A 21,925-nucleotide genomic window follows, 5' to 3' on the forward strand; every position below is an offset into this window, starting at 1 on the left:
ATGGCGCAGCGACTCGGCCTGACCGACTCCGAGCACCGCCGCTACCTCGCGCACCTGTTCGGCAACCACGACTTCGAGATCGAGGTCGAGGTGCTCAGCACCGAGGGCAAGGTGCTGGCCGGCGTCCGCGAGACGCTGCTCGACGGGCAGGTCAACATCCAGCCCCGCGACAACGCCATCAGGCGCACCGCCTCGTTGACCTTCCACGACCCCGACCGGCGGCTTGGACTCGACACCCGCAGCCCCTACGCCACCAGCCTCTTCCTCGACCGCATGGTGCGCGTGCAGCACACAGTCGTCGTGCCCGGCGTCGGACGGGTCACCGCTACCCCGTTCGTCGGGCCCGTCATCACGGTCACACGAGACGGCGAGACCCTCACCGTCGAGTGCCACGACAAGGCCGCCTTCGCCGTCCGCGGCCGCCCACCGATCCGTGTCAAGGGCGGCACCAACTGCGTCGACGCGATCCGCCGCATCATGGCCGCCACGGGCGAGAACCGGTTCCGGCTGCCCGAGAAGAACGACCGACGCACCCCGAAGAGCAAGCCCTTCAACGTGGGGTGGTCCGACGAGGCGTCTCCGTGGACGGTGGCCAACAAGATCGCCGCCCTCACCGGCATGCGCCTGGACTACAGCTGCGACGGCTACCTCACGCTGCGCCCCCTCCCCAGCAAGCCCGCACTCGCGCTCAACGAGAAGCGCCTGACCGCCAACCCGACGGTCGCCTACGACGCCACGAACGTCGTCAACGCCGTGCGCGTGCAGGGCACCATCCGGCCCAAGAAGAAGCCGAAGAAGCCGGCCAAGGACGAGAAGGACAAGAAGGTCAAGGTCGAGAAGGTCGCGGTGTCCGCGATCGCGAAGAAGCGGCACCCGCTGTCGCCGGACAATCTTGGACGGAATGGCGCCCCCCGCTACCTGCCCAAGTTCATCGACGGCGACCAGTACCGCCGCCAGGCCGACGCCGCCGACCTCGCGAAGCGCGAGCTGCGCCAGGGACTCAACCTCGCCTCGTCGACCACGACCGCGACGTGCGTGCCGGTCTTCCACCTCGACAACGACGACGTCATCAGCGTCGCCACAGACACCACCACCGCCCGCCTCCGCCTCGGCGAAGGCTCCATCCCCCTCGGCATCGGAGGCGACATGACCATCGGCTACCAGCGGGCCGTCTCGTTCCGCCGCACCAAGCCCAAGCCCCGCCGACGCGGACGGGGGCGCAACCGTGGCTGACACCGTCGCGGGCCTCGTCGAGTCCGTCGACTGGGACGCCACCGGAACCGAGCTCACGGACGACGCGGCCGCCGGCGCGACCGTGCTCACCGTCGACTCCATCGAGGACTTCGACAACGCCGGCGGCGACCTCGAGATCAACGGCGAACGCTACGAGTACCTCGAGTGCGACCTCACCTCGTCGACCATCACCCTCGCCACCGGCCTCAACGACGACGCCGCCGAAGGAGACCCCGTCGCCCCCGTCGTCGGCGGCCAGGTGCCGCTCGACCTGGTCGCCGAGGTCTCCACCGGTGACGGCGAGCCGAGCGACGTCGTGATCCCGTTCGCTGAGCGCGACCTCTGGCCCGTGGGCGTCTACGACGACCCCGTCCCAGTCAGCCTCTCGGCGGACCTCGAGAGGATCGTCGGCGTCCCCTCGCGGGTGCCCGTGCGCGACGGCGCCTTCCTGAACCCCGAGACCGTCCCGATCAACCCCGCGCTGCAGGCCGACCTCGACGCGCTCACCCAGGCGCTCGACGAGCTCAACACCACGACCCTGCCGACGCTGACGTCCGATCTCACGGCCGCCGAGGGGGCAGTCACCGCGCTGCAAGGCCGCTTCCCCGTGACGACCCCCGACATCTCGGCCAGCGCGATCACGGCCAACGAGCTCGCGGCCGGCGCGGTCGTCACGACCAAGCTCGCAGCGGGCGCGGTCACCGCGGCCACGATCGCAGCGGGCGCCATCACCACGGTCAAGCTCGCCGCCGGCGCCGTGACCGCCAACGAGATCGCCGCCGGCGCCATCACCGCGATCAAGCTCTCGGCCGACGCGATCGACGGCAAGACCATCACCGGCGCCATCGTGCGCACCGCCGGCACCGGCGAGCGCATCGTCGTCCGCAACGACGGCTCCGGCGGCATCATCGAGTCCTTCGCCGGCCTCAGCGGCGAGACGCCCTCGGTCATCAACCCCTCGGCCTACCAGAACCGTCCGACGCTGACCTTCGAGACCGGTGCCGCCGGGAGCAACACCCGCGCCGCGCGGATGCTCATGGTCTCCGACGCCACCGAGTCCTTCCTCGAGCTGAACGCTGACGCGTTCTACTCGCTGGGCAAGAGGGTCTCGCTGCAGTCCGTGGTCGACAGCGTCTCGATGGGCTCGATCTCGGTCGCTTCCGACGGCACCGCCCGCCTCAGCGGCAAGAACGAGGTGCGCCTCTTCGCCGAGACCAGCATCACCCTCACCGCGCCCGTCATCACCGTGCCCTCCGGCAGTGTGCTCGACGCGACCATGCGCAACGGCGACGTCGGCACCGGCACCTTCCGAGACACCGTCGACGCCCGCGTCTGGGCCGTCGGGGAGTCCTACCAGGTGGCCTCGACCGCGGACGCGACGCCGACCGGCACCGGGAACGTGACCCTGACCAACATGAGCCAGCAGGTCACCAGCCCCGGCGCGACCGCGGTCTACATGGTCACCGTGAACCCTGACGTCGAGATCACCACCGCGGGCACCGTCAACCTCGTCGAGCTGCTTGTCGACGGCAACGCCACCGGCCAGGTCATCCGCACCCGCGGGGCGGCGAGCACCCGCGGCGGCTTCGCCCGGACCTACCGGATCACCGGCCTCGCCTCCGGCAACCACACCATCAGCGCCCGCACCCGCAACTCCGCGGCCTCGTCAGGCGCGACGGTCTACGCCCAGTCCTACCTCACCATCCACCGCGTCAAGTAGCACGAGGAGCCCCATGCCCGCGCAGCCCGCTCAGCCCACCACCAAGACCGAGACCGCTGAGGTCGACCCACGCATCGCCCTGGCTCAGCAGCAGGAGCAGTACGAGGCCGACATGGCTCAGCTCGCCCACCTGCAGGCCCGGGTTCCCCTGCTGCGGGCGCAGCTCAACGAGGCGCTCGCCCGCGTCGCCCAGCTCGAGAAGACCAGGCAGCCGACCGACCGGCGGCGCGCCACTACGAAGCGGACCACCACCAAGGCGGCCGCCACCACGAAGGGGAAGTGACCCATGGCCACCACGCGCGCGAAGAAGTACCTGGTCCGCGACTCGGCCGGCGTCGAGCACACCGTCGAGGCCCAGGCCGTCGCCATGAGCGACGACGGTGGCCGCGTCACGTTCTACTCCGACGCCGCGAAGACCTCCCCGGTCGCCTCGTTCGTCAACCCGCCCAGCTGGGGCCCGGCCAGCTGATGAGCCACCCCGCGCCGGTACCGGGGATCACGATGACGACACGGGCCCGGGCCTACCTGCTGATCACGGTCGTCGGCCACGCCCTGATCGGCACCTCGGCGCTGGTGCTCGCCGACCGCTTCACCGGGCCCGCCTATTCCGTGGCCCGCGCGATCATGCCGATCCCGGTGTGGGGGCTGCTGTTCCTAGCCGGCGCGGGGTTCCTGCTCAACGCAGCCATCAGCCGCAGTGAGGACCGCGCCCGGGTCGGCATGGTCGTCTCCGTCGTCCTCGAGGCCGTGCTCGCCGCAGCGTTCGCGATGTCCTTCGCCGAAGGCGGACCCACCACCCCGGTCGGCACCATCGCCTTCCTCGTGCTCATGGCCAAGGACCTGCTCATGTGCGGGCAACCGCTGATCACCCCGTTCGAGCGACTCGCTGAGGAGTACGACCACCCGAAGGGCCGGTGACGTGTGGACTTCGAGGGCATCGCGGCGGTCATCGTCGCGCTCGCCGGCCTGCTCGCCGCCGTCGGCGCCCTGGTCCAGAACCGGCGCGGTCGCGCCGACCAGAACCGACAGCAACAGGTCACGGATGCCGCGCTTGGCGACAAGCAGCGGCTCGACGAGACCCAGCAGGCGCTCGACGCTACCGAGCGCCGGGCCGAGCGGGCCGAGGCCGGAGAGGTGCGCTGGCGCGACCGCAGCGACCAGCTCGAGGCCGAGATGGACGCCATGCGCGACCGGCACCGTGAGGAGATGGCCCAGCAGGACGGCCGCTGCCGACGGGCGTGGAACGAGCTGTACGACGGCTTCGAGACGCTCCGCATGGTCGTCGTCGACGAGGTGGCCCGAGCGGCCGCTGGCGAGCGCGTGGCCATGATTCGCCCGCACCCGCACCTGACCGACCAGGTCACCCCACTGGACGAGCTAGCGGGGCCTTCCGGTTCTTAGGTCTGACGCGGGAAGCATCGCGAAGCCAGGTCGCGCAGGTACTCCATCGCCACGCTCACTGTGAAAGCAGGGCCGGCGTACCGCACGTAGTGCGTGTTCGTGCTCTGCCCATCGACCATCGCGCCGAGCGCCTGCGTGCCGACGGCGCTCTGCAGCAGCGTCAGGTTCATCGCCAACGGCTCCTGGTCGCCAAGCCCGCGGACGAACCCACCGAAGTCGGCTGACTCGTCGGTCACCCACTGCACCTCGACGACGAACTCGACCCATCCCGCGAGCTGGAACCCCATGGCCCGCGACCCTACGCCAGCTCGCGAGCCGGTGGGTCGTATCGCAACGGGCCGTTAAGCCCGCCCACCCCGAGAGGACCACGCATGTCCACGATCACCCGCCTGCCGGCCGACCTGCCGGCACGGATCCGCACGACGGCGAAGGCCCTGCAGATCGACGTCGACGTCGTCGAGCTGCCCGGGTGGCGCGACCGCGGCCGCCCGGCCTCGACCGGCACGTTCCGGCCCGTCGGTGGGCTGTGGCACCACACCGGCGGCAGCCCCGACACCCCGGCCTACGTCGACTGGATGACGCTCGAGGGCCGCCCCGACCTGCCCGCCCCGCTGTGCCAGACCGCCGTCGGCCGACGCGGCGTCATCTACCTCTGCGCCGCCGGCCGCGCCAACCACGCCGGTGTCGCCCGCGCCGCCGGCACCGTGGCCGCCGGCGACGGCAACAGCCTCTACTGGGGCACCGAGTGCCTCAACACCGGCTCCGAGGGCTGGTCACCGGCGCAGTACGGCGCGATGGTCGTGCTGGGTGTCGTGAAGATGGACGTCCTCGGCACCAGCGCGCAGGCCCAGCGGATGCACCGCGAGACCAGCACGACCGGCAAGTGGGATCCCGGCATGCTCGACGCCGACGACTTCCGCCGCGACCTCGCCCGCGCGCACGCCCGCCTGCACGCCAAGCCCGACCCCGAGCCGCAGCCGTTCCCGCTCGCCGCCCGCGGCCTGGTCGAGCTCGACGACCTGCAGCGCGCCCTCGACCGGATGCGCACCAAGGGCGCCCCCAAGGTCCGCCAGCTCGTCGACGAGGACCTGCAGCGCCAGCTGCAGCAGCTGCGCCGCGGCATCCGCTCGCTCGTCGACGACGACGAGGGCTGAGGCGTGGCCACCGCCCGCGGCCTGGCCGCCGCCGCGATCGAGTCCCTCACCGGCTGGGGCCGCCGACGTGGCGAGCCCCGCAGCGTCGACGACGTCGCGCACCTCGCCTCCGCGCGGATCTCGGGCCGCTACTCCGCCACCCGGGCCCAGCTCAAGGCCGCGCTCACCACGATGGCCAACGGCCGCGGCGAGCGCACCGCCGACGTCATCCGGCTCACCGAGGTCGGCTCGGCCGAGCACCGCCAGGCCCTCGTCGAGTGGGCCCGCGCCAACGGCTTCTGGCTCTTCCACGCCCGCGGTCGCGGCGAGGGTGAATGCGCGCTCCTCGGCCGACGCGGCACCACCCGCCTCCTGCGCGCCGACGCGCTCGAGACCACCCACATGCGGCTGCGCACGTCCCGCGACGCCCCGCTCACCGTGCTCGCCGCGGCCGTCGAGGTCACCAAGACCGGCCAGGTCGTGCTCGTCTCGGAGATGCACACCCCGGCCAGGGTGTCGACGCCCGGCGGGTTCCGCGGCGGCTGGCCGTCCAAGGTGCACCGCGCCATGACCGCCGGTGCCGCCCGCGCGCTTCGGAAGTGGCGTCGCGGGCTGCCGAAGGAGATGCGCCGGCGCATCGTCGGCCGTTCTTACGGCGCCGACTGGAACATGCACCTCGTCCTCGGCTGGGCCGTGCTCTACCTCCGCACCCGGTGGCCGAACCTACGCATCGCCGCGAAGCGCCTGGTGCGCACCCACCGCGGCGGCCGCGTCATCGATGCCGAGCTCACCGACCTCGAGACCAGCCAGCCCACCGTCGTGATGGGCCGGCTCCCCGGCTTCGACCACTGGTGGACCTGGACGGTCTACCGCCTCACCTGGCGCCCCTGGCAGATCCGGCTGGGTGCCGACGACCCCCGCTACCGCGAGATCCCCGGATGACCGAGAAGGAGCCCAGCGCCATGACCGAGCCCACGCACGTCCGCGTACCCGAGACCGTCCCCGCCACCGCGGTGGCGGTCGACACGATGCCCACCACACAGCTCGAGGTGGCCGTCACCCCGACCCAGGTCCGCCGGCCGTGGCGGTCCACGGCCCGCAGCGCCTTCCAGGCCCTCGTCGGGCTGTGCGTGCTGATGCCGCTGCTGATCGGCGCCGCCGGCCTCGACCCCGCCAAGGTCCCCCTGCTCGCCGGCGTCGTGGGGGTCGCCGCAGCCGTCACCCGCATCATGGCTATTCCGGCCGTCGAGGAGTGGCTGCGCCGGTTCCTGCCGTTCCTTGCCGCAGCCCCGCGGCCGAAGCGCCGCCACCGCCCGAGGTGACCCGCAGAGGTCAAGATCGCGCCCCTGACCTGTCAAAGGGCAAAGTTTGACCCCATCTGTAAGACCGCCCCGTCCCTTCCCTGGAAGGGGCGGGGCGTTCTGACGTGCCTACGGTCCGGTCGGCTTGATCGCGTTCTCCCGGTAGCTCATGTCGATAAGGACGCCGCCGAGGTCGTCGGACGCCGCGCGTACCTGCTCAAGAGGTCCTGCCAGGAGCCAGGGCGGGCTGCCGTCCTGGTTGTAGAGGACGCCCTGCGGGGGACGGCCCTCCCGCTGGTCGTAAAACGCCAGCTCACGCTGGCCCGCAATGTCGTAGGCCTGGTCGACGATGTCGTCGTAGATCCGGGCTGTGACGTAGGTCGGTGCGTAGAGGTTGCAGTGCAGCTGGTCGATGGCGCTGCTTGCGTTGCGCGAGACCTGGGGTTTGGCGCACACCTCGACCCCGGCGTCCTCGGCCGCTGCCAAGAGGTCCGCGGCCGTTGCGAAGTCAGGCTCGGGCTGCGGTGCCGTGGTCGACCTGGACTCGGGTGGGCTCCCGGGGTCGTCGGCGTCTGACTCCCCGCCGTCACAACCGCTCAAGAGGACGCAGGTGAGGGCGCCGGCGAGTAGGAGGAGGACGCGCACTAGTCGCGGACCGTGCGGTTGAACGTACCGACGTACTCCCAGGTTGACTCACCGGTACGTCGCTCGAGGATGACCGGGTTGCGGTCCTTCGTCACCAGCTTGCTGGCCCACACCATCGCGTCGTCGTTGTTGTCGAAGTCGGCGCCCGAGATGTCGTCGCCAGACTGTGTGCGGGCACGGTAGGAAGCCATCGGCACATCATGAGCAAGGCCGCTGCCCACTGTCGAGGGGGCCGGTAGGCGCCCGAGCCTCATCGCGTTGGCTCACACAATGGCTGACAATTGCCCCGAATCCCGGCGAGCAGAGCGTGAAAGGCCAGCCACTCGTAATGAATAGGTCGTCGGTTCGATTCCGACAGGCGGCTCCCACCACCTTCGGTCAGGCTCCAGTGCCGGCACGCAGCCCGGCCTGATCGGCCGTTCCGCCCCCGCTGGCGGTCGCGGTTGGCAGGATGGTCCCGCGATGGACGACCTGCACACCTCGGAGCGCGACCGGCTCGACGCCCCGGTCGACGGGTCGGACTCCCTCCGGGTCGACGTGCTCGGGCCGCTCGAGGTGTGGCGCGGTGAGGAGCGTCTCGAGCTCGGTTCGCTTAAGCAGCGGGTGGTGCTGGCGTGCCTCGCCGTGGCGCGCGGGCGCGTCGTCCCGACCGAGCGGCTGGTCGACGTCGTGTGGGGCGAGGACCCGCCCCCGAACGCCGTCAACAACCTGCAGGTCTACGTCTCCCGCCTGCGGACGACGCTGCGCGCCCCGGCGACGGGCACCTCGCCCCTCGTGCGCCGCGGGTCGGGCTACCAGCTCGACCTCGAGCCCGGCCACCTCGACGTCGAGCGGTTCCTGGCCGGCGCCGACGAGGTCGGCGGGCTGGTGCGGTCGGGCCGGTGGGAGGACGCCGCGGCGCGCGCCGGCGCGGTGCTGGCGCTCTGGCGGGGCGAGGTGCTCCACGACGCGCGGCCGATGGACTGGATGGGCGCCGACCTGCTCGCCTGGCGCGGCCGCCGGGACGGCGTGGTGGCTGCACGGGTCACCGCGCTGCTCGGGGCGGGCCGGCTCGACGAGGCGGTGGCGACCGCCGTCTCGGCCGCGAGCGAGGGGCCGTCCGACGACGCGCTCGCCCGGCTGGCGATGATCGCGCTCCATCGCGTGGGTCGCGCGCCCGACGCCCTCGAGCTCTACGAGGAGCACCGGCGCGGCCTCGACGACCACCTCGGGGTCGAGCCGTCGGCCGAGCTGCGGGCCACCCACCTCGCCGTCCTGCGGCAGGAGCCGTGGCTCGACCACTGGCCCGAACCGCAGCGCGGCGCGGCCGGCACCGCGCCCGAGCCCGAGCCCGAGCCGACGCCTGCTCCGACGCCCGCGCCGCGCCCGGCCCGGGGCGGTCCGGCCTACGTCGGCCGGCGCCACGAGCTGGAGGAGGCGCTCGCTGCCGCCGGGGCGGTGCTCGCGGACGACGGGCAGGGTCGCGTGCTCGTGCTCACGGGCCCGGCCGGCATGGGCAAGACGCGGCTGGCCGAGGAGGTGCTCGCCTCCTTCGCCGCCGCGGGCGGCCTCGTCGTCCGCGGCCGCTGCCTCGACGAGCAGGACGCCCCGGTCTGGTGGCCCCTGCGCCAGGTCGCTCGCGAGCTCGGCGAGGACCCCGACGTGCTGCTCACCGCACCCGCCGGCGCCGGCGCCGACACGCTGCGGTTCACCGTCTACGAGCGGGTGCGCGACCTGCTCGCCGCGCGGTCGGACGAGCGACCCGTCGCCGTCCTCGTCGACGACCTGCAGTGGGCCGACCCCAACTCACGGGCGGCCCTCGGCTACCTCGCCACGGCGCTGGCCGGGTCCCGGGTGCTGCTGCTCGTCACCGTCCGTGACGCCACGTCGGCGTCCGACGAGCACCCCGCGGCGCGCCTGCTGCGGGCGCCGGGCGCCACCCACCTGGCGCTCGAGCCGCTGACGGCGTCCGAGGTCGCCGACCTCGCCACCGAGGTGGGCGGTGCCGAGCTGGACGACGACGAGGCGGCCGACCTCGCCGCCCGCTGCGCCGGCAACGCGCTGTTCGTGTGCGAGTACGCGCGCCTGCCCGAGGCAGACCGCCGGCAGGGCAAGGTGCCGGTCGTCGTCCGCACCGTGCTCGCGCAGCGCGTGGGCGCCCTCGAGCCGCCGGTGCGCCGCGTGCTGCAGGTCGCGGCCACGCTCGGCGGGGTCGTCGACCTGCCGCTGGTCGCGCGGATGGCGCAGCTCTCGCAGGACGAGCTGCTCGACCTGCTCGACGCCGCGGCCGAGGCGAGCATCATCGAGCCGGTCGCGGGCGGCGCGGGCTACGACTTCAGCCACGCCCTCATGCGCGACCAGGTGATGCACGAGCTCAGCGAGCTGCGCCGCCAGCGGCTGCACGTGGAGGCGGCCCGGGTGATGACCACGGCCGGCGCCGAACGGGTCTCGCAGCGCGCCGGCCACCTGGTCGCCGCGGGTCCGCTGGCCGAGCCGCGCGACGTCGTGGAGGCCTGCCGGGCGGCCGCACTGCAGGCCGAGGAGCGGATGTCGGCCGAGACGGCGGCGTCGTGGTGGCAGCAGGCCGCCGACGCCCTCGACCGGCTGCCCGCGACCCCGTCACTGCTGCAGGAGCGCGACGACCTGGTCATCGCAGCGGTCCGTGCGCTCGGACGGGCGGGTCGCACCCAGGAGGTGATGCAGCGGCTCGAGGTGCTGCTCGGCGAGGCGGTGCGGCTCGGTCGCACCGACACCGTCGGCCGGCTGGCCGCGACGCTGCTCCGCATCTCCGGCACCTGGCCGTGGGCGGTCTTCGGCGCCGACCCCGCGCCCATGCTGGCCCAGCTCGGCACCGTCGCGGAAGCCGTCGCCGGCTCCCCGGCGGCGAGCGCCCGCGTGCTCGCCGCCCTGGCCGTCGGCCGGTGCTACGACCCCGACCCCACCGTGCCCGACCAGGCGAGCCGGCGGGCGCTGGACCTGGCCGAGGAGGTGGGCGACCCCGACGTGCTGGCCGACGCGCTCGTCGGCCGGGTGCTGACCTACGTCGGCGAGGCCGGTCACGCGGAGGAGGCCGAGCAGCTGCTCGACCGACTCGCGGCGCTGCCCAGGGTCGGCCCCGACGCCGAGACCGACCGCACCTTCGCCCACAGCGCCCACACGATGTCGTGTTTCTCGCTCGGCGACGTCGCGCAGGTCGAGGCGCACGTGCGCGCCGGCGTCCTCGGCTGCGACCGGTTGCGCATGCGCGAGGTGCGGGCCCAGCTGAGGTGGATGGAGGTCGGGCTCGTGCACTGGCTCGAGGGGCCCGAGGCGGCGCTGGCCTCGCACGCCGTGGCCGCGGAGGCCCACCGCGCGACCGAGCTGTACGACGGCGGGTTCGCCGACCTGGTCCTGCGGGTGCTGCTGCTCGACGCCGGACGGCTGCACGAGGTCGCCGACTTCGAGCGGTTCGAGACGGTGCTCTGGGCCGCCGCCGGCGCCTGGGCCCGCGGTGACCACGAGCAGGCGGCACGGCTCGTGCGGCGCCGGCTCACGGAGCCGTTCCCGACCGCCTGGGCGACGCTCGCCCACGTCATGGTGCTGGCGCACGTCGTCTGCGAGCTCGGCCTGGCCGACGCGGCGGACGCCGTCGTCCGGCTGCTCGAGCCGTTCAGCGGGCGCCTGGTCTCGCTCGGACAGGGCCCGGTGCTCGGCCCCGTCGACGCCGCCCTGGCCCGGCTGGCCGCGCTGGGCGGGCAGCCGGACCGGGCGCGCGAGCTGCTGGCGCGAGCCCGCGAGCTGTGCCGTCGCAACGGCAGCGACGTGTGGGTCGCCCGGTGCGACGAGCTCGGCGCGTCGATCGCCTGACCCCGGTCTTGGCGCGCGGGGCCGGTCAGTGCCCCACCAGCGAGCCGAGCCGGGAGCGCAGGGTCTGCCCGGTCGCCGGGACGGCGGCCAGGTCGGCGGCGCCGAGCACGGTCGACCGCGGGTCGTAGCACCGCGAGACGCGGGCCAGTCGGTTGACCGTGGCGCGGGTGTAGGTGCGCTCGAGCCACTCCGGTCCGCTGCCGGGGGCGAAGTTCGGCAGCGCTCCTGCGGCGGCCCAGGGCGACATCGCCTCGAGCAGGCGCGCGCCGTCCTCGTGGACGGCGTCGACCACCGGCGGCACCCCGAGCCCGACGGCGAGCAGCGAGAACTCCGCGCCGCGTTGGTCGTAGGCGCTCGACCCGTCGGCGGCAGCGGCGACGGCGCCGCCGAGCTGGCGCACCTCGACGGCGATCTGCGGGCTCTCGGCGTCGGGGCCGGCCAGGGCGAGCAGCGCGTCGACGGCGTCGGTGGGCAGGCTCGCGAGCAGGCAGTGCTTCTCGGCCGACGGCATCGGGTCGACGGGGTCGGCGTGGACGGCGCCGATCGCGGCGTGCGGCAGCGGGCCGACGGTGTCGATCAGGGGCGTCGCGACCTCGCGCATCGCGGCTAGCTCGGCGGCGCCGCGCTCGGCGTCACCGCACCAGGCGAAGCGGACGGCGACGCTCAGCCGGCCCGCGAGCGGCGGGGGGACGTCGGGCAGCGGCGGCAGCCGCAGGAGGGCGACCGACGTGGTGGCCTCGCGGGGCAGCGTGGGGCACCACTGCGCCCAGGCGTGCAGGGCGGCGCGGGCGTCGGCGCCGTCGAAGTACAGCGCCCCGGCGTACAGGTCGGGGGCCTCGACCAGCTCGACCTCGATCGCGGTGACGATGCCGAGCAGGCCCTTGCCGCCCCGCAGCCCCCAGAACAGCTCGGGTTCGTGGGTGGCGGTGGCGCGGCGCAGCTCGCCGTCGCCGGTGACGACGTCGAAGGCCACGACGCGGTCGCTGGCCAGGCCGTAGGTGCGCGCGAGGGGGCCGAGGCCGCCGCCGGTGGTGTAGCCGACGACGCCGACGTGCGGGGCGGAGCCCGCGAGTCCGGTGAGGCCGTGGGGTGCTGCGGCGTCGAGCACCTGCTGCCAGCGGACGCCGGCACCGATGCGGGCGACGCGTGTGACCGGGTCGACGTGCAGCTCGCCCAGCTGCGCGGTGTTGACCAGCAGGACGTCGTCGAGCGTGCCGTGGGCGCCGTGGCCGGTGGCCTGGACGGCGACGCGGATCCCGCGCTGGTCGGCCCACCGCACGGCGCGGACGACGTCGTCGGCGTCCTGGGCCACGACCACGGCGAGCGGACGGCGGGGCACCGCGACGTTCCAAGGCGAGACGGCCTGGTCGTAGGCCACGGTGCCGGGCAGGTGGACGCCGTCCAGGTCGACGGTGTCGACGGCACCGGCGGTGCCGGTGATGCCGGTCGTGCCGGTGGACGGGGTGGTGTTGGTGGGCGTGGTGGTCACGGCCGTTCCTCTCGTTCTGCACCGGCGGGCGCCGGCGACGGGGAGCACCGTGACCCGCCGTCCCTGCACGGGCCTTGACGTAACCCTGCTGCCGGGGCAAGCGCACGTCAGGCCGGTTGCAAGGACCACGGCCCAGGCTCCTCACACCCGGAGCGACCGGGTCAGACGAGAAGGAGCACCCATGTCCCGCACCCGCCGCCACCGCCTCGGCGCGAGGCTCGCCGTCCTCGGCCTGCTCGCGGCCCTTGCCGCGGCCACCGGCCTGCCGACCAGCCCGGCCACCGCGGCCGAGAACGCCGGCGCCGCTGCTGGCAGTCGGCCGACCAGCTGGAACGACGGCAAGCACGACCAGGACACGATCCTCGACTGCTGGACGCAGGAGCCCGCGGTCGGCGTGAGCGCCGACGCCGGGTGGGGCAGCCTCGACGGCGAGGTGCCCGAGGTCGGGGAGATCTTCTACGTGCGGGGCTACATCGGCTCGGTCGCCCTGCCCTGCCTCGGGCGCACCGGCGTGCTGCCCGAGGTGGTGCCGCCGGCCGGGCTGGAGTTCGCCGACGAGGAGATGCCGATCTACTGGTCGCTCGCCCCGATCGGCGCCCCGCAGTGGAGCACCCGGCAGCTGAGCTTCGCCCACGGGGCGCACGGCGGCTACCTGATCGGCACGCCCGACGGGAAGCCGTGGGAGCTGCGGCAGGGCCAGGTGCTGGAGATCCAGCTGCCGGTGCGGGCCACGCGGCCCATGAAGGGCCCCGCCACCCAGCAGCCGGAGTGCCAGGACCGCGTCGACGGTGACGCGCCCTGCCCGGTCGCCGTCTCCGGCGATCACTTCCAGTTCGCCTACACCCTCACCGGCTCGGGCAGTGACCGCCAGTACGTCATCCCGTACGTCGGGCTGTTCGTCGCCGAGCGCCCGGCGCCGCCCGCGCCCGTGGGTTCGACCACCGCGGCCCGCTACCAGGTCAGCGCTCGTGCGGCCGGCAAGGCCGTCGTCACGGTGACCAGCCGCAAGCCGGCCACCGGGGCCGTGGTCGTGCGGGACGGCGCGCGCACCATCGGCCGTGGCACCGTCGGCACGTCGGGCCGGGTCACGGTGCGGCTGCCCCGGCTCGCGCGCGGCGTCCACCGGCTGAGCGTGCGGTACGCCGGCTCGCGCACGGTCAAGCCGTCGACGTCGGTCGTGACCCGGGTGCGGGTGGGCTGACCACCTACCAGGGGACGACCTGCCGGTCCTCCCAGAGCAGGCCGGTCTCGGCGCCGTCGGCCGGGCGGGTGGCGAGCCAGACCGCGGTCTCGGCGCCCTGCTCGGCCGAGCGCGGGGCGTCGGGCCCGCCCATGTCGGTGCGGCAGTGCCCGGGGCAGGTCGCGTCGACGAGCAGGCCGCGTCGGCCGAGGCCGTGCTCGTGGGCGAGGTTGCGCACGAGGGCGTTCACGCCGGCCTTGGCCACCCGGTAGGGCGCGAGGCCGCCGGCGTTGCCGGGGCCCGACATCCGGCCCAGGCACGCACTGACCGCGATGACGCGTCCCGAGCGTCGTTCGACCATGCCCGGTGCGAACGTGGCGATGGTGCGCCAGACGCCGTCGAGGTCGGTCGCCATCACCCGGCGCCACTCCTCCTCGCTGGTGCGCAGCGTCTTGGCCGTGCGCTCGCTCATGACGGCGGCCGCGCACACGAGGACGTCGACGGCGGCGAGCGGCCCCAGTCGTTGCGGCAGGGCGGCCGTCTCGGTGGGGGAGGACACGTCGCACCCGGCGCCGACCGCGTCGACGCCCTCGGCGACCAGACCCGCGGCGGCGGCCTCGGCCCGCTCGGGGTCGCGGCCGACGAGGACGACGGTCGCGCCCAGGTCGCCGAGCCCGCGGGCCACCGCGAGGCCGATGCCGCGGCTGCCGCCGGTGACCAGCGCGACCCGCCCGTCGAGCCGCTCGTCGGACCCGTGGTCGGACGCGGCGTCGGTGCTGCTCACGGCGCCACGGTAGGCCGGGCGGCCCGCCGTCCGGCACCTCCCCGGCGGGGGGCTAGCGCCGTCGGGAGCTGCCCTTCTCGCTCTGCTCGAGCTTCTTCTTGGCGAACTTCAGGCCGAAGATCGAGAGGATCTTCCACACCAGCCAGCCGAGCATCTGGAAGAAGGTGCGACGGGGCTTGCCCATGGTGGTGCCTCTCTGGACGGACGATGGTCGGGCCCGCCACACGACGCGTCGGGCCCGCACGGTGAACTTACAACGTAAGTGCCACCCTTTCGGGCATCACTGGCGCGCGACGGGCCGGGCGGGTCACGTCCAGTACAGGACCCGGCAGCCGGGCATGCGTCGGGCGAGCTCGGCCTCGAACCAGGCGCGCAGCTCGGCCATCACCTCGCGCGGGTAGACGTGCTTGCTGCTACCGAACCTGCCGCGCTTGACCGAGCGGCGGGCCTCGTCCATCTCGAGGGTGGTGCGGGGGTACCAGCCGAGCAGCACGTCCTTGCTGCCGGCGGTGAAGCGGTGGGTGATCAGCTCGGCGGTCAGGTCGAGGTCGGGGACGCCGGCGACGGCGTCCTCGACCAGGCCGAGCAGCTCGTCGTAGTGCTCGCGCCAGCCCTCGAGCGCCATGATCGGGGCGATGGTGAGACCGACGGGGTAGCCGGCGAGGGCGAGGCGGCGCAGGGCGGCGAGCCGGCCGGACAGCGGGCTGGTGCCGCCCTCCCAGCGGCCGGTCACCGGCAGGCAGTTCACGCTCAGCCGCACCCGGGTGCGGCCGCGGTGGTCGAGCCGCACGAACGGTGCGACGTCGTCGAACTTCGTGGTCCAGCGCAGCTGCACCGGGGCGTCCCACGCCCCGAAGTGCTCGACGGCGCGCTGCCAGCTGCCGGTGAGGTGGTCGAGTGCCAGCGGGTCGGTGTAGCAGGACGCCTCGAACGTCGTCCCCTCCTCGCTGCGGTGCCGTGACCGGCTGGTGACCGCGCCCGTGCCGACGTAGCCGGCGAGGTTGTCGAGGATGGCGTCGAGGTCGGCGTAGACCCGCGTGACCGGCGGCCCCGACAGCGACCCGGCCAGGTAGCAGTACTGGCAGTGCGCCGGGCAGCCCTCGGCCAGGTCGACGCGCCAGTCGGCGCTCGGCGCGATCGGCTGCAGCGTGCGCCGGCTGGGCGGGCTGACCACCACGGCCAGCGTCGACTTGGCCCGGGCGTAGGTCTCGCGCTCGGTCTCGCCGCGGACGTCGGTGAGCCGGTTGCCCTTCAGCCGCTCGACCTCGATGCCGAGCGCCTCGACCCGCTCGACGATGCGGACGCCGTGCGGCTCGTCGAGCGCCGCGGGCGTGATCGCCACGCGCTTCGGCGTCCACCGTCGGGTCGGGCCCGGGTCCGGGTCGAAGGGGTCGGCCAGGTCGGCCAGGTCGCGCTCCACGACGTCGTCCTGCCCGCCGCTCGCGCTGTGCGGCAGCTCGTGCTCGGGGGCGAGCGGCTCGGCGAGGTCGACGGCGTCGTCGGGGCGCGGGGTCACCGTCTCGACGCTAGGCCGCGTCGGCACCCGCGGGCAGGGGCCGGCCGGGTGAGCGGAGCGGCTAGCGGTAGTCGCGGGCGACGTCGACGAGGACGTCGTGCAGGGCCAGCTCGGCGGCGCCACGCACCCGGCCGTCGCGGTGGGCGACCAGCACCCGGCGCGACGGTGCGGTGTCGCCGAGGGAGACGACCCGCACGTCGGGGTGCTGGTTGACCGTCGCGGTGCGGGGCGCGAGGGCGATGCCGAGGCCGACGCTGACCATGGCCTGCGCCTCCTGGTAGTCGTTGGCGCCGAACGCGATGGTCGGGGTGAAGCCCGCGGCGAGCGCGCTGCGCTCGAGCACCTCGACCACCGGGTGTCCGCCGGCCCGGATGATCCACGGCTCCTCGGCGAGGTCGGCCATCCGCACCGTGCGCCGCCGCGCGAACCGGTGGCCGGAGCCGACCAGCAGCACGGTGGGGTCGACGAACAGCTCGGTGAGCACGAGGTCGTCGTTCTCGATGCGCTCCCACTCGTAGTCCCACAGCAGCGACATCGCCACCCGCCCCTCCTCGAGCAGCCGGATGAGGTGCTCCTCGCGCCCGCTCTCGACGGTCAGCGTGATGGCCGGGTAGAGCTCGCGGTAGCGCCGCACCGCCAGCGGGAGGAACGAGCTGCCCACGGTGGGGAAGGTGCCGAGCGTGACGCTGCCGCGGCGCACCCCGGCGATGTCGGCGAGGTCGGCCTCGGCGGCGGCGAGCTGGCGCACCACCTTGCGGGCGTGCCGCGCCAGCACCAGGCCGGCGTCCGTGGGTCGCATGCCGCGGGCGTGCCGGTCGAGCAGGGGGACGCCGGCCTCGCGCTCGAGCCGCAGCAGCTGCTGCGAGATCGCGGACGGCGTGTAGCCCAGCGCCTCGGCGGCGGCGGTGACCGAGCCCTGCTCGACCACGGCGAGCAGCACCTGCAGTCGTTTGACGTCGAGCACGCCGACATTGTGCCTGAAGCATCGCTACATGACCGTGAAGCAGGCTCCAGCAGCGCTGAAACTGCGGCGACGAGCGCGAGGGGTTTCCGGGCCGGCACTCGACCATGAAGCATTGCTTCAACTAACTGTGCCAGATCGTGATTGTGCTACAGGTCACCGTCGCCCAACCTGATGCCGGTCCGGATCGACCGGACCGACCAGAGGAGGCCTCGAGTGCGCGAGATCGCAGCGACCTGGATGCGCGGCGGGACCAGCAAGTGCTGGGTCTTCCGCCGCGACGACCTCGCGGTGCCCGACCTCTCGGTCGACGAGGTGCTGCTCCGGCTCTACGGCAGCCCCGACGCCCGTCAGGTCGACGGGCTCGGTGGCGGGACGTCGACCACCAGCAAGGCGGTGATCCTCGCCGCGTCGCAGGCCGCCGGCGTCGACGTCGAGTACACCTTCGCCCAGGTCGGCATCGAGGAGGCGAAGGTCGACTGGGGCAGCAACTGCGGCAACTGCTCCGCGGTCGTGGCGCCGTTCGCGATCCGGGAGGGCTGGGTGGCCCCCGTCGACGGCGAGACCGTCGTCCGGGTGCTCAACACCAACACCGGCCAGCTGATCGTGCAGAAGGTCGCCACGCCCGGCGGCGTCCTCAGCGAGGAGCCGACCGAGCGGCTGCCCGGCGTGCCGTTCCTCGGCGCGCCCGTGCGCATGGGCTTCGTCGACCCGGCCGGCCGCAGCACCGGCCGGCTGCTGCCGAGCGGCCGGCCCTCCGACGTCCTCTCGGCCGCGGTCGGTGCGGTGCGCGTGAGCCTCGTGGACGCCGGCGCCCCCGTCGTCGCCGTCGCCGCCGCCGACCTCGGCGTGCGCGGCGACGAGAGCCCGGCCGAGCTCGACGCGACGCCCGGCCTGCTCGGCCGCCTCGACGCCGTCCGCCGCGAGGCCGGCGTGCTCATGGGCCTCGCCGAGACCCCCGAGGAGGTCGAGCGGGCGGTGCCCAAGCTCGCCCTCGTCTCGACCCCGCACCCGGCCGACCTCGACGAGCCCCCCGCCGACCTGACCGTGCGGATGCTCTCGATGGGCCGCTTCCACCCGGCCGTGCCCGTCACCGGCTCGGTCGCGCTCACCCTCGCCGGCGGGCTGCCCGGCACCGTCGTCCACGAGCTCGTGGACGACGCCGACGCCGCCACCGGCCTGCGTCTCGGGACGCCGGCCGGGTGCGTCGAGACGTTCGTCGAGTCCCACGACGGCGTCCCCGTCGTCGGCATCACCCGCACCTACCGGCGGCTCGCACACGGCTCGGTCGTGCTGCCCGACCCGCCCCTGCTGCCGTCGGTCTCGGCGTGAGCAGCTGCTCCGACTCCCTGCCACGAGGGCCGTTCCCGTGGCAGGCTCACCGCACCTGGAGGAAGGCATGACCCAGCACGTCGACGAGGCCGCGACCTCGACCGGCACCCCGCCGAAGGCGCCGGAGGCACCGGACACACCGGTCGCCCACGGCACGGCGGACACCGCGACGCGGGGCACCCCGCCCCGGCGCGGGGTCGTCGTCGCCGTGGTCGCCGGGTTCACCGCCCTCGCCGCGGGGGTCAGCGTCTTCGGCGGCGGCCTGCTCGACCCGGCCGCCTCCACCACCGACGGTGACTACGCGGGCGAGACGGTCGAGATGATGATCCCGCTCGCCGAGGGCGGCGGCACCGACACCTGGGCCCGCTTCGTCGCGGGCGAGCTGACCCACGCCGTCCCCGGTGCCCCCGGGCTGGCGCCGGTCAACGACGACGGCGGCGAGGGCATCCTCGGCACCAACCACTTCATGACCTCGGCGAAGCCCGACGGCACCGAGTGGCTGGTGAGCACCGCCTCGACCGTCGTGCCCTACCTGCTCGACATGCCGGCGGTCCGCTACGACTTCGAGGACCTCCGGCCGATCCTCGCCAACGGCACCGGCGCCGTCGTCTACGCGCGCACCGCCGCCGGCGTCCGCGGGGTCGCCGACCTCGTCGACCGCGACGAGCCGCTCACCTTCGGCGGCATCGCCGCGACGAGCCTCGACCTGACCACCCTGCTGGCCTTCGACCTGCTCGGTGCGGACGTCGACGCCACCTTCGGCTTCGAGGGCCGCGGGCCGGTCAACCTCGCGCTTCAGCGCGGCGAGGTCGACATCGACTACCAGACCACGTCGTCCTACGGCCCCGCCGTCGACCCGCTGGTGAAGGACGGCACCGCGGTGCCGCTGTTCAGCCTCGGCCAGGTCGACGACGACGGCGACGTCGTGCGCGACCCGAACTTCCCCGACCTGCCGACGGTCGTCGAGGCCTACGAGGACCTCTACGGCGAGCAGCCGCCCGCCGACGCGATGCGCACCTACACCGCCATCCTGGCGCTCACCTACACCTACCAGAAGGCGCTGTGGGTGCCCGAGGACACGCCCGACGAGGCCCTCGAGCTGCTCCGGACGACGGCCGACCGCCTCGGCCAGGACCCCGCCTTCCAGACCTCGGCGCAGGAGGTGCTCGGCGGCTACCCGCTCGACGCCTCCGCCGACCTGCCCGAGCGGATCGGCGAGGCCTACCAGGTCGACGACGAGGTCCGCGACGACGTCCTCGAGCTGCTCGAGGGCGACTACGACATCGAGATCGGCTGAGGTGCCCCGATGACCGACGCTGCCTTCTCCGCGCTGGCCTCCCTGGCCTCCCCGTCCCTGCTGGTCATGCTGGTGATCGGCGTCCTCGCCGGCCTCGTCATCGGCCTGATCCCCGGCCTCGGCGGCACCGGCGCCGTGGCCATCCTGCTGCCGGTCACCTTCGGCATGGAGCCCGAGCAGGCCCTGGCCCTGCTCATCGGCGCCCTCGCCGTGGTGCACACCTCCGACACCGTCGCCGCGGTGCTCCTCGGCGCACCGGGATCGGCCTCGGCGAGCGTGACGATGCTCGACGGCTACTCGATGGCCCGGCAGGGACAGGCCAAACGGGCGCTCTCGCTCGCCTTCCTCTCCTCCATGGCCGGCGGCCTGATCGGGGCGGTCGGGCTGACCGTCGCCATCCCGCTGGCCCGCCCGCTCGTGCTGTCGTTCGGCAGCCCCGAGCTGTTCATGCTCACCATCCTCGGCGTCTCGCTCGCGGCCGTGCTCTCGCGCGGCAACGTGCTCAAGGGCCTCACCGCCGGCTTCCTCGGCCTGCTGCTCGGCCTGGTCGGCACCTCGCCGACCACCGCCGAGGAGCGCTTCTCCTTCGGCTCGCTGTTCCTCAGCGACGGCATGTCGCTCGTCGCCGTCGCGCTCGGCATCTTCGGCCTCGCCGAGATCGCCAGCCGGGTCGGCCAGCGCCGGGTCGAGGAGAAGCCGGTGGAGCTGTCGGGCGGCTGGGGCTCCGGCATCCGCGAGTGGCTCACGCACTGGACCCAGGTCGTCCGCGGCTCGCTGATCGGCATCTGGGCCGGCGTCCTGCCCGGCGTCGGCGCCACCGCCGGCACCTGGCTCGCCTACGGCCAGGCGGTCGCCACGGCGAAGGACAAGCGCAAGTTCGGCAAGGGCGACCCCCGCGGCATCGTCGGCCCCGAGAGCGCCAACAACTCCGTCGAGGCCGGCGACCTCATCCCGACCTTCCTGTTCGGCATCCCCGGCGGCGTCCCGTCGGCGATGCTGCTCGGGATGCTGCTGACCTACGGCATCCAGCCAGGTCCGGCCATCGTCACCGACCACCTCGACCTGATGTACGTCATCATCTGGTCGTTCGCGATCGCCTCGGTCGCCGGCGCGTTCCTCTGCTTCCTCGCCACCGGCCAGCTCGCCCGGCTCACCAAGGTGCCGTTCGCGGTGCTCGGCCCCGGCCTACTCGTCGTGATGCTGCTCGGTGCCTTCCAGGAGGGCGGCCAGCTCGGCGACCTGTGGATCATGGTCGCGCTCGGCGTGGTCGGGTTCTTCCTCAAGGCCACGGGCGTGCCCCGCGCGCCCCTGCTCATCGGCTTCGTGCTCGCGATCCCGATGGAGCGCTACTACTACCTGACCACCAACCTCTACGACGGCTACGGCTGGCTCACCCGGCCCGGCGTCCTGGTCTTCGCCGCCGTGCTCGTCGTGCCGGTGCTGTGGGCCGTGGCCAAGCGGCTGCGCCGCCGCTCCGGCGAGGCCGACGACGGCCACCGCGACGAGCACGAGGCCGACGAGGTCGCCGACGACACCGGCGACGAGCTCGAGGGCTCGCTGGCCGGCACGGGCTGGTCGCTCGGGGTGGCCGCGCTCTCGGTGCTGGTCTTCGGCGGCGCGCTCTGGGCGAGCCGGTCGTTCTCCGACGAGGCGCAGCTGATGCCCCAGCTGGTCGCCGTCGGCGGACTGCTCGCGGCCGGCTTCCTGCTCCTGCAGGAGGTGCGGCACCGCTCGGCGCGTCTCTCCGCGGACGACGGCCCGCTCGCCGCCGACGTCGCGGGGCCGGCGCCCGGCGGGGGCGGCACGCTGGTCGCCGAGCGCACCGGCACCGCCGTCGTCGCGGCGACCCGCCACCACGACCTCCTCGTCGCCGCCCGCACCTTCGCCGCCATGGCCGGCTTCCTGGTCCTGGTCGCGGCCGTCGGCTACGTCTCGGCCACGCTGGTCTTCGTCCCGGCCTTCCTGCTGCTGGTGGCGTGGGTCAGGCCGCGCACGGCGGTCGTCTACACCGTCGTGCTCGGCGCGGTGCTCCTCGCGCTGCCGTCGCTGCTGCCGGTCGACCTGCCGATGGGGTTCCTGCAGTGACCGCGCCGACCGACCTGGAGGCC

At 73.9% G+C, this 21,925-nt stretch carries 22 protein-coding genes; 14 read left to right on the plus strand and 8 right to left on the minus strand.

What is annotated here, in order from left to right; genetic code table 11:
• The 6 genes from ABEA04_RS04300 to ABEA04_RS04325 are packed head-to-tail and all read left to right on the plus strand — an operon-like array spanning nt 1 to nt 4,354.
• Nucleotides 1-1,233: a hypothetical protein gene (locus ABEA04_RS04300; RefSeq protein WP_345454871.1), complete on the plus strand. Its 1,233-nt coding sequence runs from the start codon at nt 1-3 to the stop codon at nt 1,231-1,233.
• On the plus strand, nt 1,226-2,953 hold the full coding sequence (locus ABEA04_RS04305; RefSeq protein WP_345454873.1) for a hypothetical protein: 1,728 nt from the start codon (nt 1,226-1,228) through the stop codon (nt 2,951-2,953). The genes ABEA04_RS04300 and ABEA04_RS04305 overlap by 8 nt, the downstream gene beginning before the upstream one ends.
• A 13-nt stretch (nt 2,954-2,966) precedes the next feature.
• Nucleotides 2,967-3,236 (plus strand): hypothetical protein, encoded by a 270-nt coding sequence (locus ABEA04_RS04310; protein WP_345454875.1) that lies wholly within the window; start codon nt 2,967-2,969, stop codon nt 3,234-3,236.
• Between the two features lie 3 nt (nt 3,237-3,239).
• Nucleotides 3,240-3,422: a hypothetical protein gene (locus tag ABEA04_RS04315; protein ID WP_345454877.1), complete on the plus strand. Its 183-nt coding sequence runs from the start codon at nt 3,240-3,242 to the stop codon at nt 3,420-3,422.
• Nucleotides 3,423-3,454: 32 nt separating this feature from the next.
• Complete coding sequence (locus tag ABEA04_RS04320; RefSeq protein ID WP_345454879.1) at nt 3,455-3,871, plus strand: hypothetical protein; 417 nt, start codon at nt 3,455-3,457, stop codon at nt 3,869-3,871.
• Between the two features lie 3 nt (nt 3,872-3,874).
• A complete protein-coding gene (locus ABEA04_RS04325; protein ID WP_345454881.1) occupies nt 3,875-4,354 on the plus strand; it encodes a hypothetical protein in 480 nt (159 codons plus the stop codon).
• On the opposite strand, the gene ABEA04_RS04330 is transcribed toward ABEA04_RS04325, so the two are convergent.
• Nucleotides 4,351-4,641 (minus strand): hypothetical protein, encoded by a 291-nt coding sequence (locus ABEA04_RS04330; RefSeq protein WP_345454883.1) that lies wholly within the window; start codon nt 4,639-4,641, stop codon nt 4,351-4,353. The two genes, ABEA04_RS04325 and ABEA04_RS04330, sit on opposite strands and share 4 nt — an antisense overlap.
• Nucleotides 4,642-4,725: 84 nt before the next feature.
• Here ABEA04_RS04330 and ABEA04_RS04335 point away from each other — a divergent pair, with 84 nt between their 5' ends.
• Genes ABEA04_RS04335 through ABEA04_RS04345 form a run of 3 tightly spaced genes read left to right on the plus strand, consistent with a single transcriptional unit; the run spans nt 4,726 to nt 6,809 of the window.
• Nucleotides 4,726-5,508, plus strand: a complete 783-nt coding sequence (locus tag ABEA04_RS04335) for a peptidoglycan recognition protein family protein (RefSeq protein WP_345454885.1) — start codon at nt 4,726-4,728, stop codon at nt 5,506-5,508.
• Between the two features lie 3 nt (nt 5,509-5,511).
• Nucleotides 5,512-6,429 carry a hypothetical protein gene (locus ABEA04_RS04340; protein WP_345454887.1) on the plus strand — a complete coding sequence of 306 codons (918 nt, stop codon included), beginning with the start codon at nt 5,512-5,514 and terminating at the stop codon, nt 6,427-6,429.
• Complete coding sequence (locus tag ABEA04_RS04345) at nt 6,426-6,809, plus strand: hypothetical protein (protein ID WP_345454889.1); 384 nt, start codon at nt 6,426-6,428, stop codon at nt 6,807-6,809. The genes ABEA04_RS04340 and ABEA04_RS04345 overlap by 4 nt, the downstream gene beginning before the upstream one ends.
• A 108-nt stretch (nt 6,810-6,917) precedes the next feature.
• On the opposite strand, the gene ABEA04_RS04350 is transcribed toward ABEA04_RS04345, so the two are convergent.
• Both ABEA04_RS04350 and ABEA04_RS04355 read right to left on the minus strand, forming a co-directional pair.
• The gene (locus ABEA04_RS04350) at nt 6,918-7,433 is read right to left on the minus strand and encodes a hypothetical protein (protein ID WP_345454891.1); all 516 of its coding nucleotides are present in this window, start codon (nt 7,431-7,433) and stop codon (nt 6,918-6,920) included.
• Nucleotides 7,433-7,624: a hypothetical protein gene (locus tag ABEA04_RS04355; protein WP_345454893.1), complete on the minus strand. Its 192-nt coding sequence runs from the start codon at nt 7,622-7,624 to the stop codon at nt 7,433-7,435. Before ABEA04_RS04355 ends, ABEA04_RS04350 begins: the two co-directional genes overlap by 1 nt.
• A 271-nt stretch (nt 7,625-7,895) precedes the next feature.
• On the opposite strand from ABEA04_RS04355, the gene ABEA04_RS04360 reads away from it, so the two are divergent.
• Nucleotides 7,896-11,258, plus strand: a complete 3,363-nt coding sequence (locus ABEA04_RS04360; protein WP_345454895.1) for an ATP-binding protein — start codon at nt 7,896-7,898, stop codon at nt 11,256-11,258.
• 25 nt (nt 11,259-11,283) lie between these two features.
• Here ABEA04_RS04360 and ABEA04_RS04365 read toward each other — a convergent pair whose 3' ends face one another.
• Complete coding sequence (locus ABEA04_RS04365; protein WP_345454897.1) at nt 11,284-12,747, minus strand: FAD-binding oxidoreductase; 1,464 nt, start codon at nt 12,745-12,747, stop codon at nt 11,284-11,286.
• A gap of 181 nt (nt 12,748-12,928) precedes the next feature.
• Here ABEA04_RS04365 and ABEA04_RS04370 point away from each other — a divergent pair, with 181 nt between their 5' ends.
• The gene (locus tag ABEA04_RS04370; protein WP_345454899.1) at nt 12,929-13,948 is read left to right on the plus strand and encodes an Ig-like domain-containing protein; all 1,020 of its coding nucleotides are present in this window, start codon (nt 12,929-12,931) and stop codon (nt 13,946-13,948) included.
• A gap of 4 nt (nt 13,949-13,952) precedes the next feature.
• Here the strand turns inward: ABEA04_RS04370 and ABEA04_RS04375 are convergent, their stop codons facing one another.
• The 4 genes from ABEA04_RS04375 to ABEA04_RS04390 all read right to left on the minus strand — a co-directional run bounded on the left by ABEA04_RS04375 (nt 13,953) and on the right by ABEA04_RS04390 (nt 17,191).
• On the minus strand, nt 13,953-14,711 hold the full coding sequence (locus ABEA04_RS04375; protein WP_345454901.1) for an SDR family NAD(P)-dependent oxidoreductase: 759 nt from the start codon (nt 14,709-14,711) through the stop codon (nt 13,953-13,955).
• 52 nt (nt 14,712-14,763) lie between these two features.
• A complete protein-coding gene (locus tag ABEA04_RS04380) occupies nt 14,764-14,895 on the minus strand; it encodes a hypothetical protein (protein ID WP_345454903.1) in 132 nt (43 codons plus the stop codon).
• Between the two features lie 123 nt (nt 14,896-15,018).
• On the minus strand, nt 15,019-16,227 hold the full coding sequence (locus tag ABEA04_RS04385) for an SPL family radical SAM protein (RefSeq protein WP_345454905.1): 1,209 nt from the start codon (nt 16,225-16,227) through the stop codon (nt 15,019-15,021).
• 61 nt (nt 16,228-16,288) lie between these two features.
• On the minus strand, nt 16,289-17,191 hold the full coding sequence (locus ABEA04_RS04390) for a LysR family transcriptional regulator (protein ID WP_345454907.1): 903 nt from the start codon (nt 17,189-17,191) through the stop codon (nt 16,289-16,291).
• Nucleotides 17,192-17,404: 213 nt separating this feature from the next.
• On the opposite strand from ABEA04_RS04390, the gene ABEA04_RS04395 reads away from it, so the two are divergent.
• The 3 genes from ABEA04_RS04395 (at nt 17,405) to ABEA04_RS04405 (ending at nt 21,902) form a co-directional block, all read left to right on the plus strand.
• Nucleotides 17,405-18,520: a PrpF domain-containing protein gene (locus ABEA04_RS04395; RefSeq protein ID WP_345454909.1), complete on the plus strand. Its 1,116-nt coding sequence runs from the start codon at nt 17,405-17,407 to the stop codon at nt 18,518-18,520.
• Nucleotides 18,521-18,587: 67 nt separating this feature from the next.
• On the plus strand, nt 18,588-19,817 hold the full coding sequence (locus ABEA04_RS04400; RefSeq protein ID WP_345454911.1) for a hypothetical protein: 1,230 nt from the start codon (nt 18,588-18,590) through the stop codon (nt 19,815-19,817).
• Nucleotides 19,818-19,826: 9 nt separating this feature from the next.
• Nucleotides 19,827-21,902 (plus strand): tripartite tricarboxylate transporter permease, encoded by a 2,076-nt coding sequence (locus tag ABEA04_RS04405; RefSeq protein ID WP_345454913.1) that lies wholly within the window; start codon nt 19,827-19,829, stop codon nt 21,900-21,902.
• The last annotated feature ends 23 nt before the right edge of the window (nt 21,903-21,925 follow it).

It is taken from the genome of Nocardioides marinquilinus (assembly GCF_039543705.1).
Lineage (GTDB): Bacteria > Actinomycetota > Actinomycetes > Propionibacteriales > Nocardioidaceae > Nocardioides > Nocardioides marinquilinus.

What these genes read in the sequence shown, in the direction of transcription:
- ABEA04_RS04335 (WP_345454885.1), top strand. Translation starts at nt 4,726, where the DNA reads ATGTCCACGATCACCCGCCTGCCGGCCGACCTGCCGGCACGGATCCGC.
- ABEA04_RS04315 (WP_345454877.1), top strand. Translation starts at nt 3,240, where the DNA reads ATGGCCACCACGCGCGCGAAGAAGTACCTGGTCCGCGACTCGGCCGGC.
- ABEA04_RS04360 (WP_345454895.1), top strand. Translation starts at nt 7,896, where the DNA reads ATGGACGACCTGCACACCTCGGAGCGCGACCGGCTCGACGCCCCGGTC.
- ABEA04_RS04330 (WP_345454883.1), bottom strand. Translation starts at nt 4,641, where the DNA reads ATGGGGTTCCAGCTCGCGGGATGGGTCGAGTTCGTCGTCGAGGTGCAG.
- ABEA04_RS04355 (WP_345454893.1), bottom strand. Translation starts at nt 7,624, where the DNA reads ATGGCTTCCTACCGTGCCCGCACACAGTCTGGCGACGACATCTCGGGC.
- ABEA04_RS04370 (WP_345454899.1), top strand. Translation starts at nt 12,929, where the DNA reads ATGTCCCGCACCCGCCGCCACCGCCTCGGCGCGAGGCTCGCCGTCCTC.
- ABEA04_RS04310 (WP_345454875.1), top strand. Translation starts at nt 2,967, where the DNA reads ATGCCCGCGCAGCCCGCTCAGCCCACCACCAAGACCGAGACCGCTGAG.
- ABEA04_RS04345 (WP_345454889.1), top strand. Translation starts at nt 6,426, where the DNA reads ATGACCGAGAAGGAGCCCAGCGCCATGACCGAGCCCACGCACGTCCGC.
- ABEA04_RS04380 (WP_345454903.1), bottom strand. Translation starts at nt 14,895, where the DNA reads ATGGGCAAGCCCCGTCGCACCTTCTTCCAGATGCTCGGCTGGCTGGTG.
- ABEA04_RS04320 (WP_345454879.1), top strand. Translation starts at nt 3,455, where the DNA reads ATGACGACACGGGCCCGGGCCTACCTGCTGATCACGGTCGTCGGCCAC.
- ABEA04_RS04405 (WP_345454913.1), top strand. Translation starts at nt 19,827, where the DNA reads ATGACCGACGCTGCCTTCTCCGCGCTGGCCTCCCTGGCCTCCCCGTCC.
- ABEA04_RS04400 (WP_345454911.1), top strand. Translation starts at nt 18,588, where the DNA reads ATGACCCAGCACGTCGACGAGGCCGCGACCTCGACCGGCACCCCGCCG.
- ABEA04_RS04300 (WP_345454871.1), top strand. Translation starts at nt 1, where the DNA reads ATGGCGCAGCGACTCGGCCTGACCGACTCCGAGCACCGCCGCTACCTC.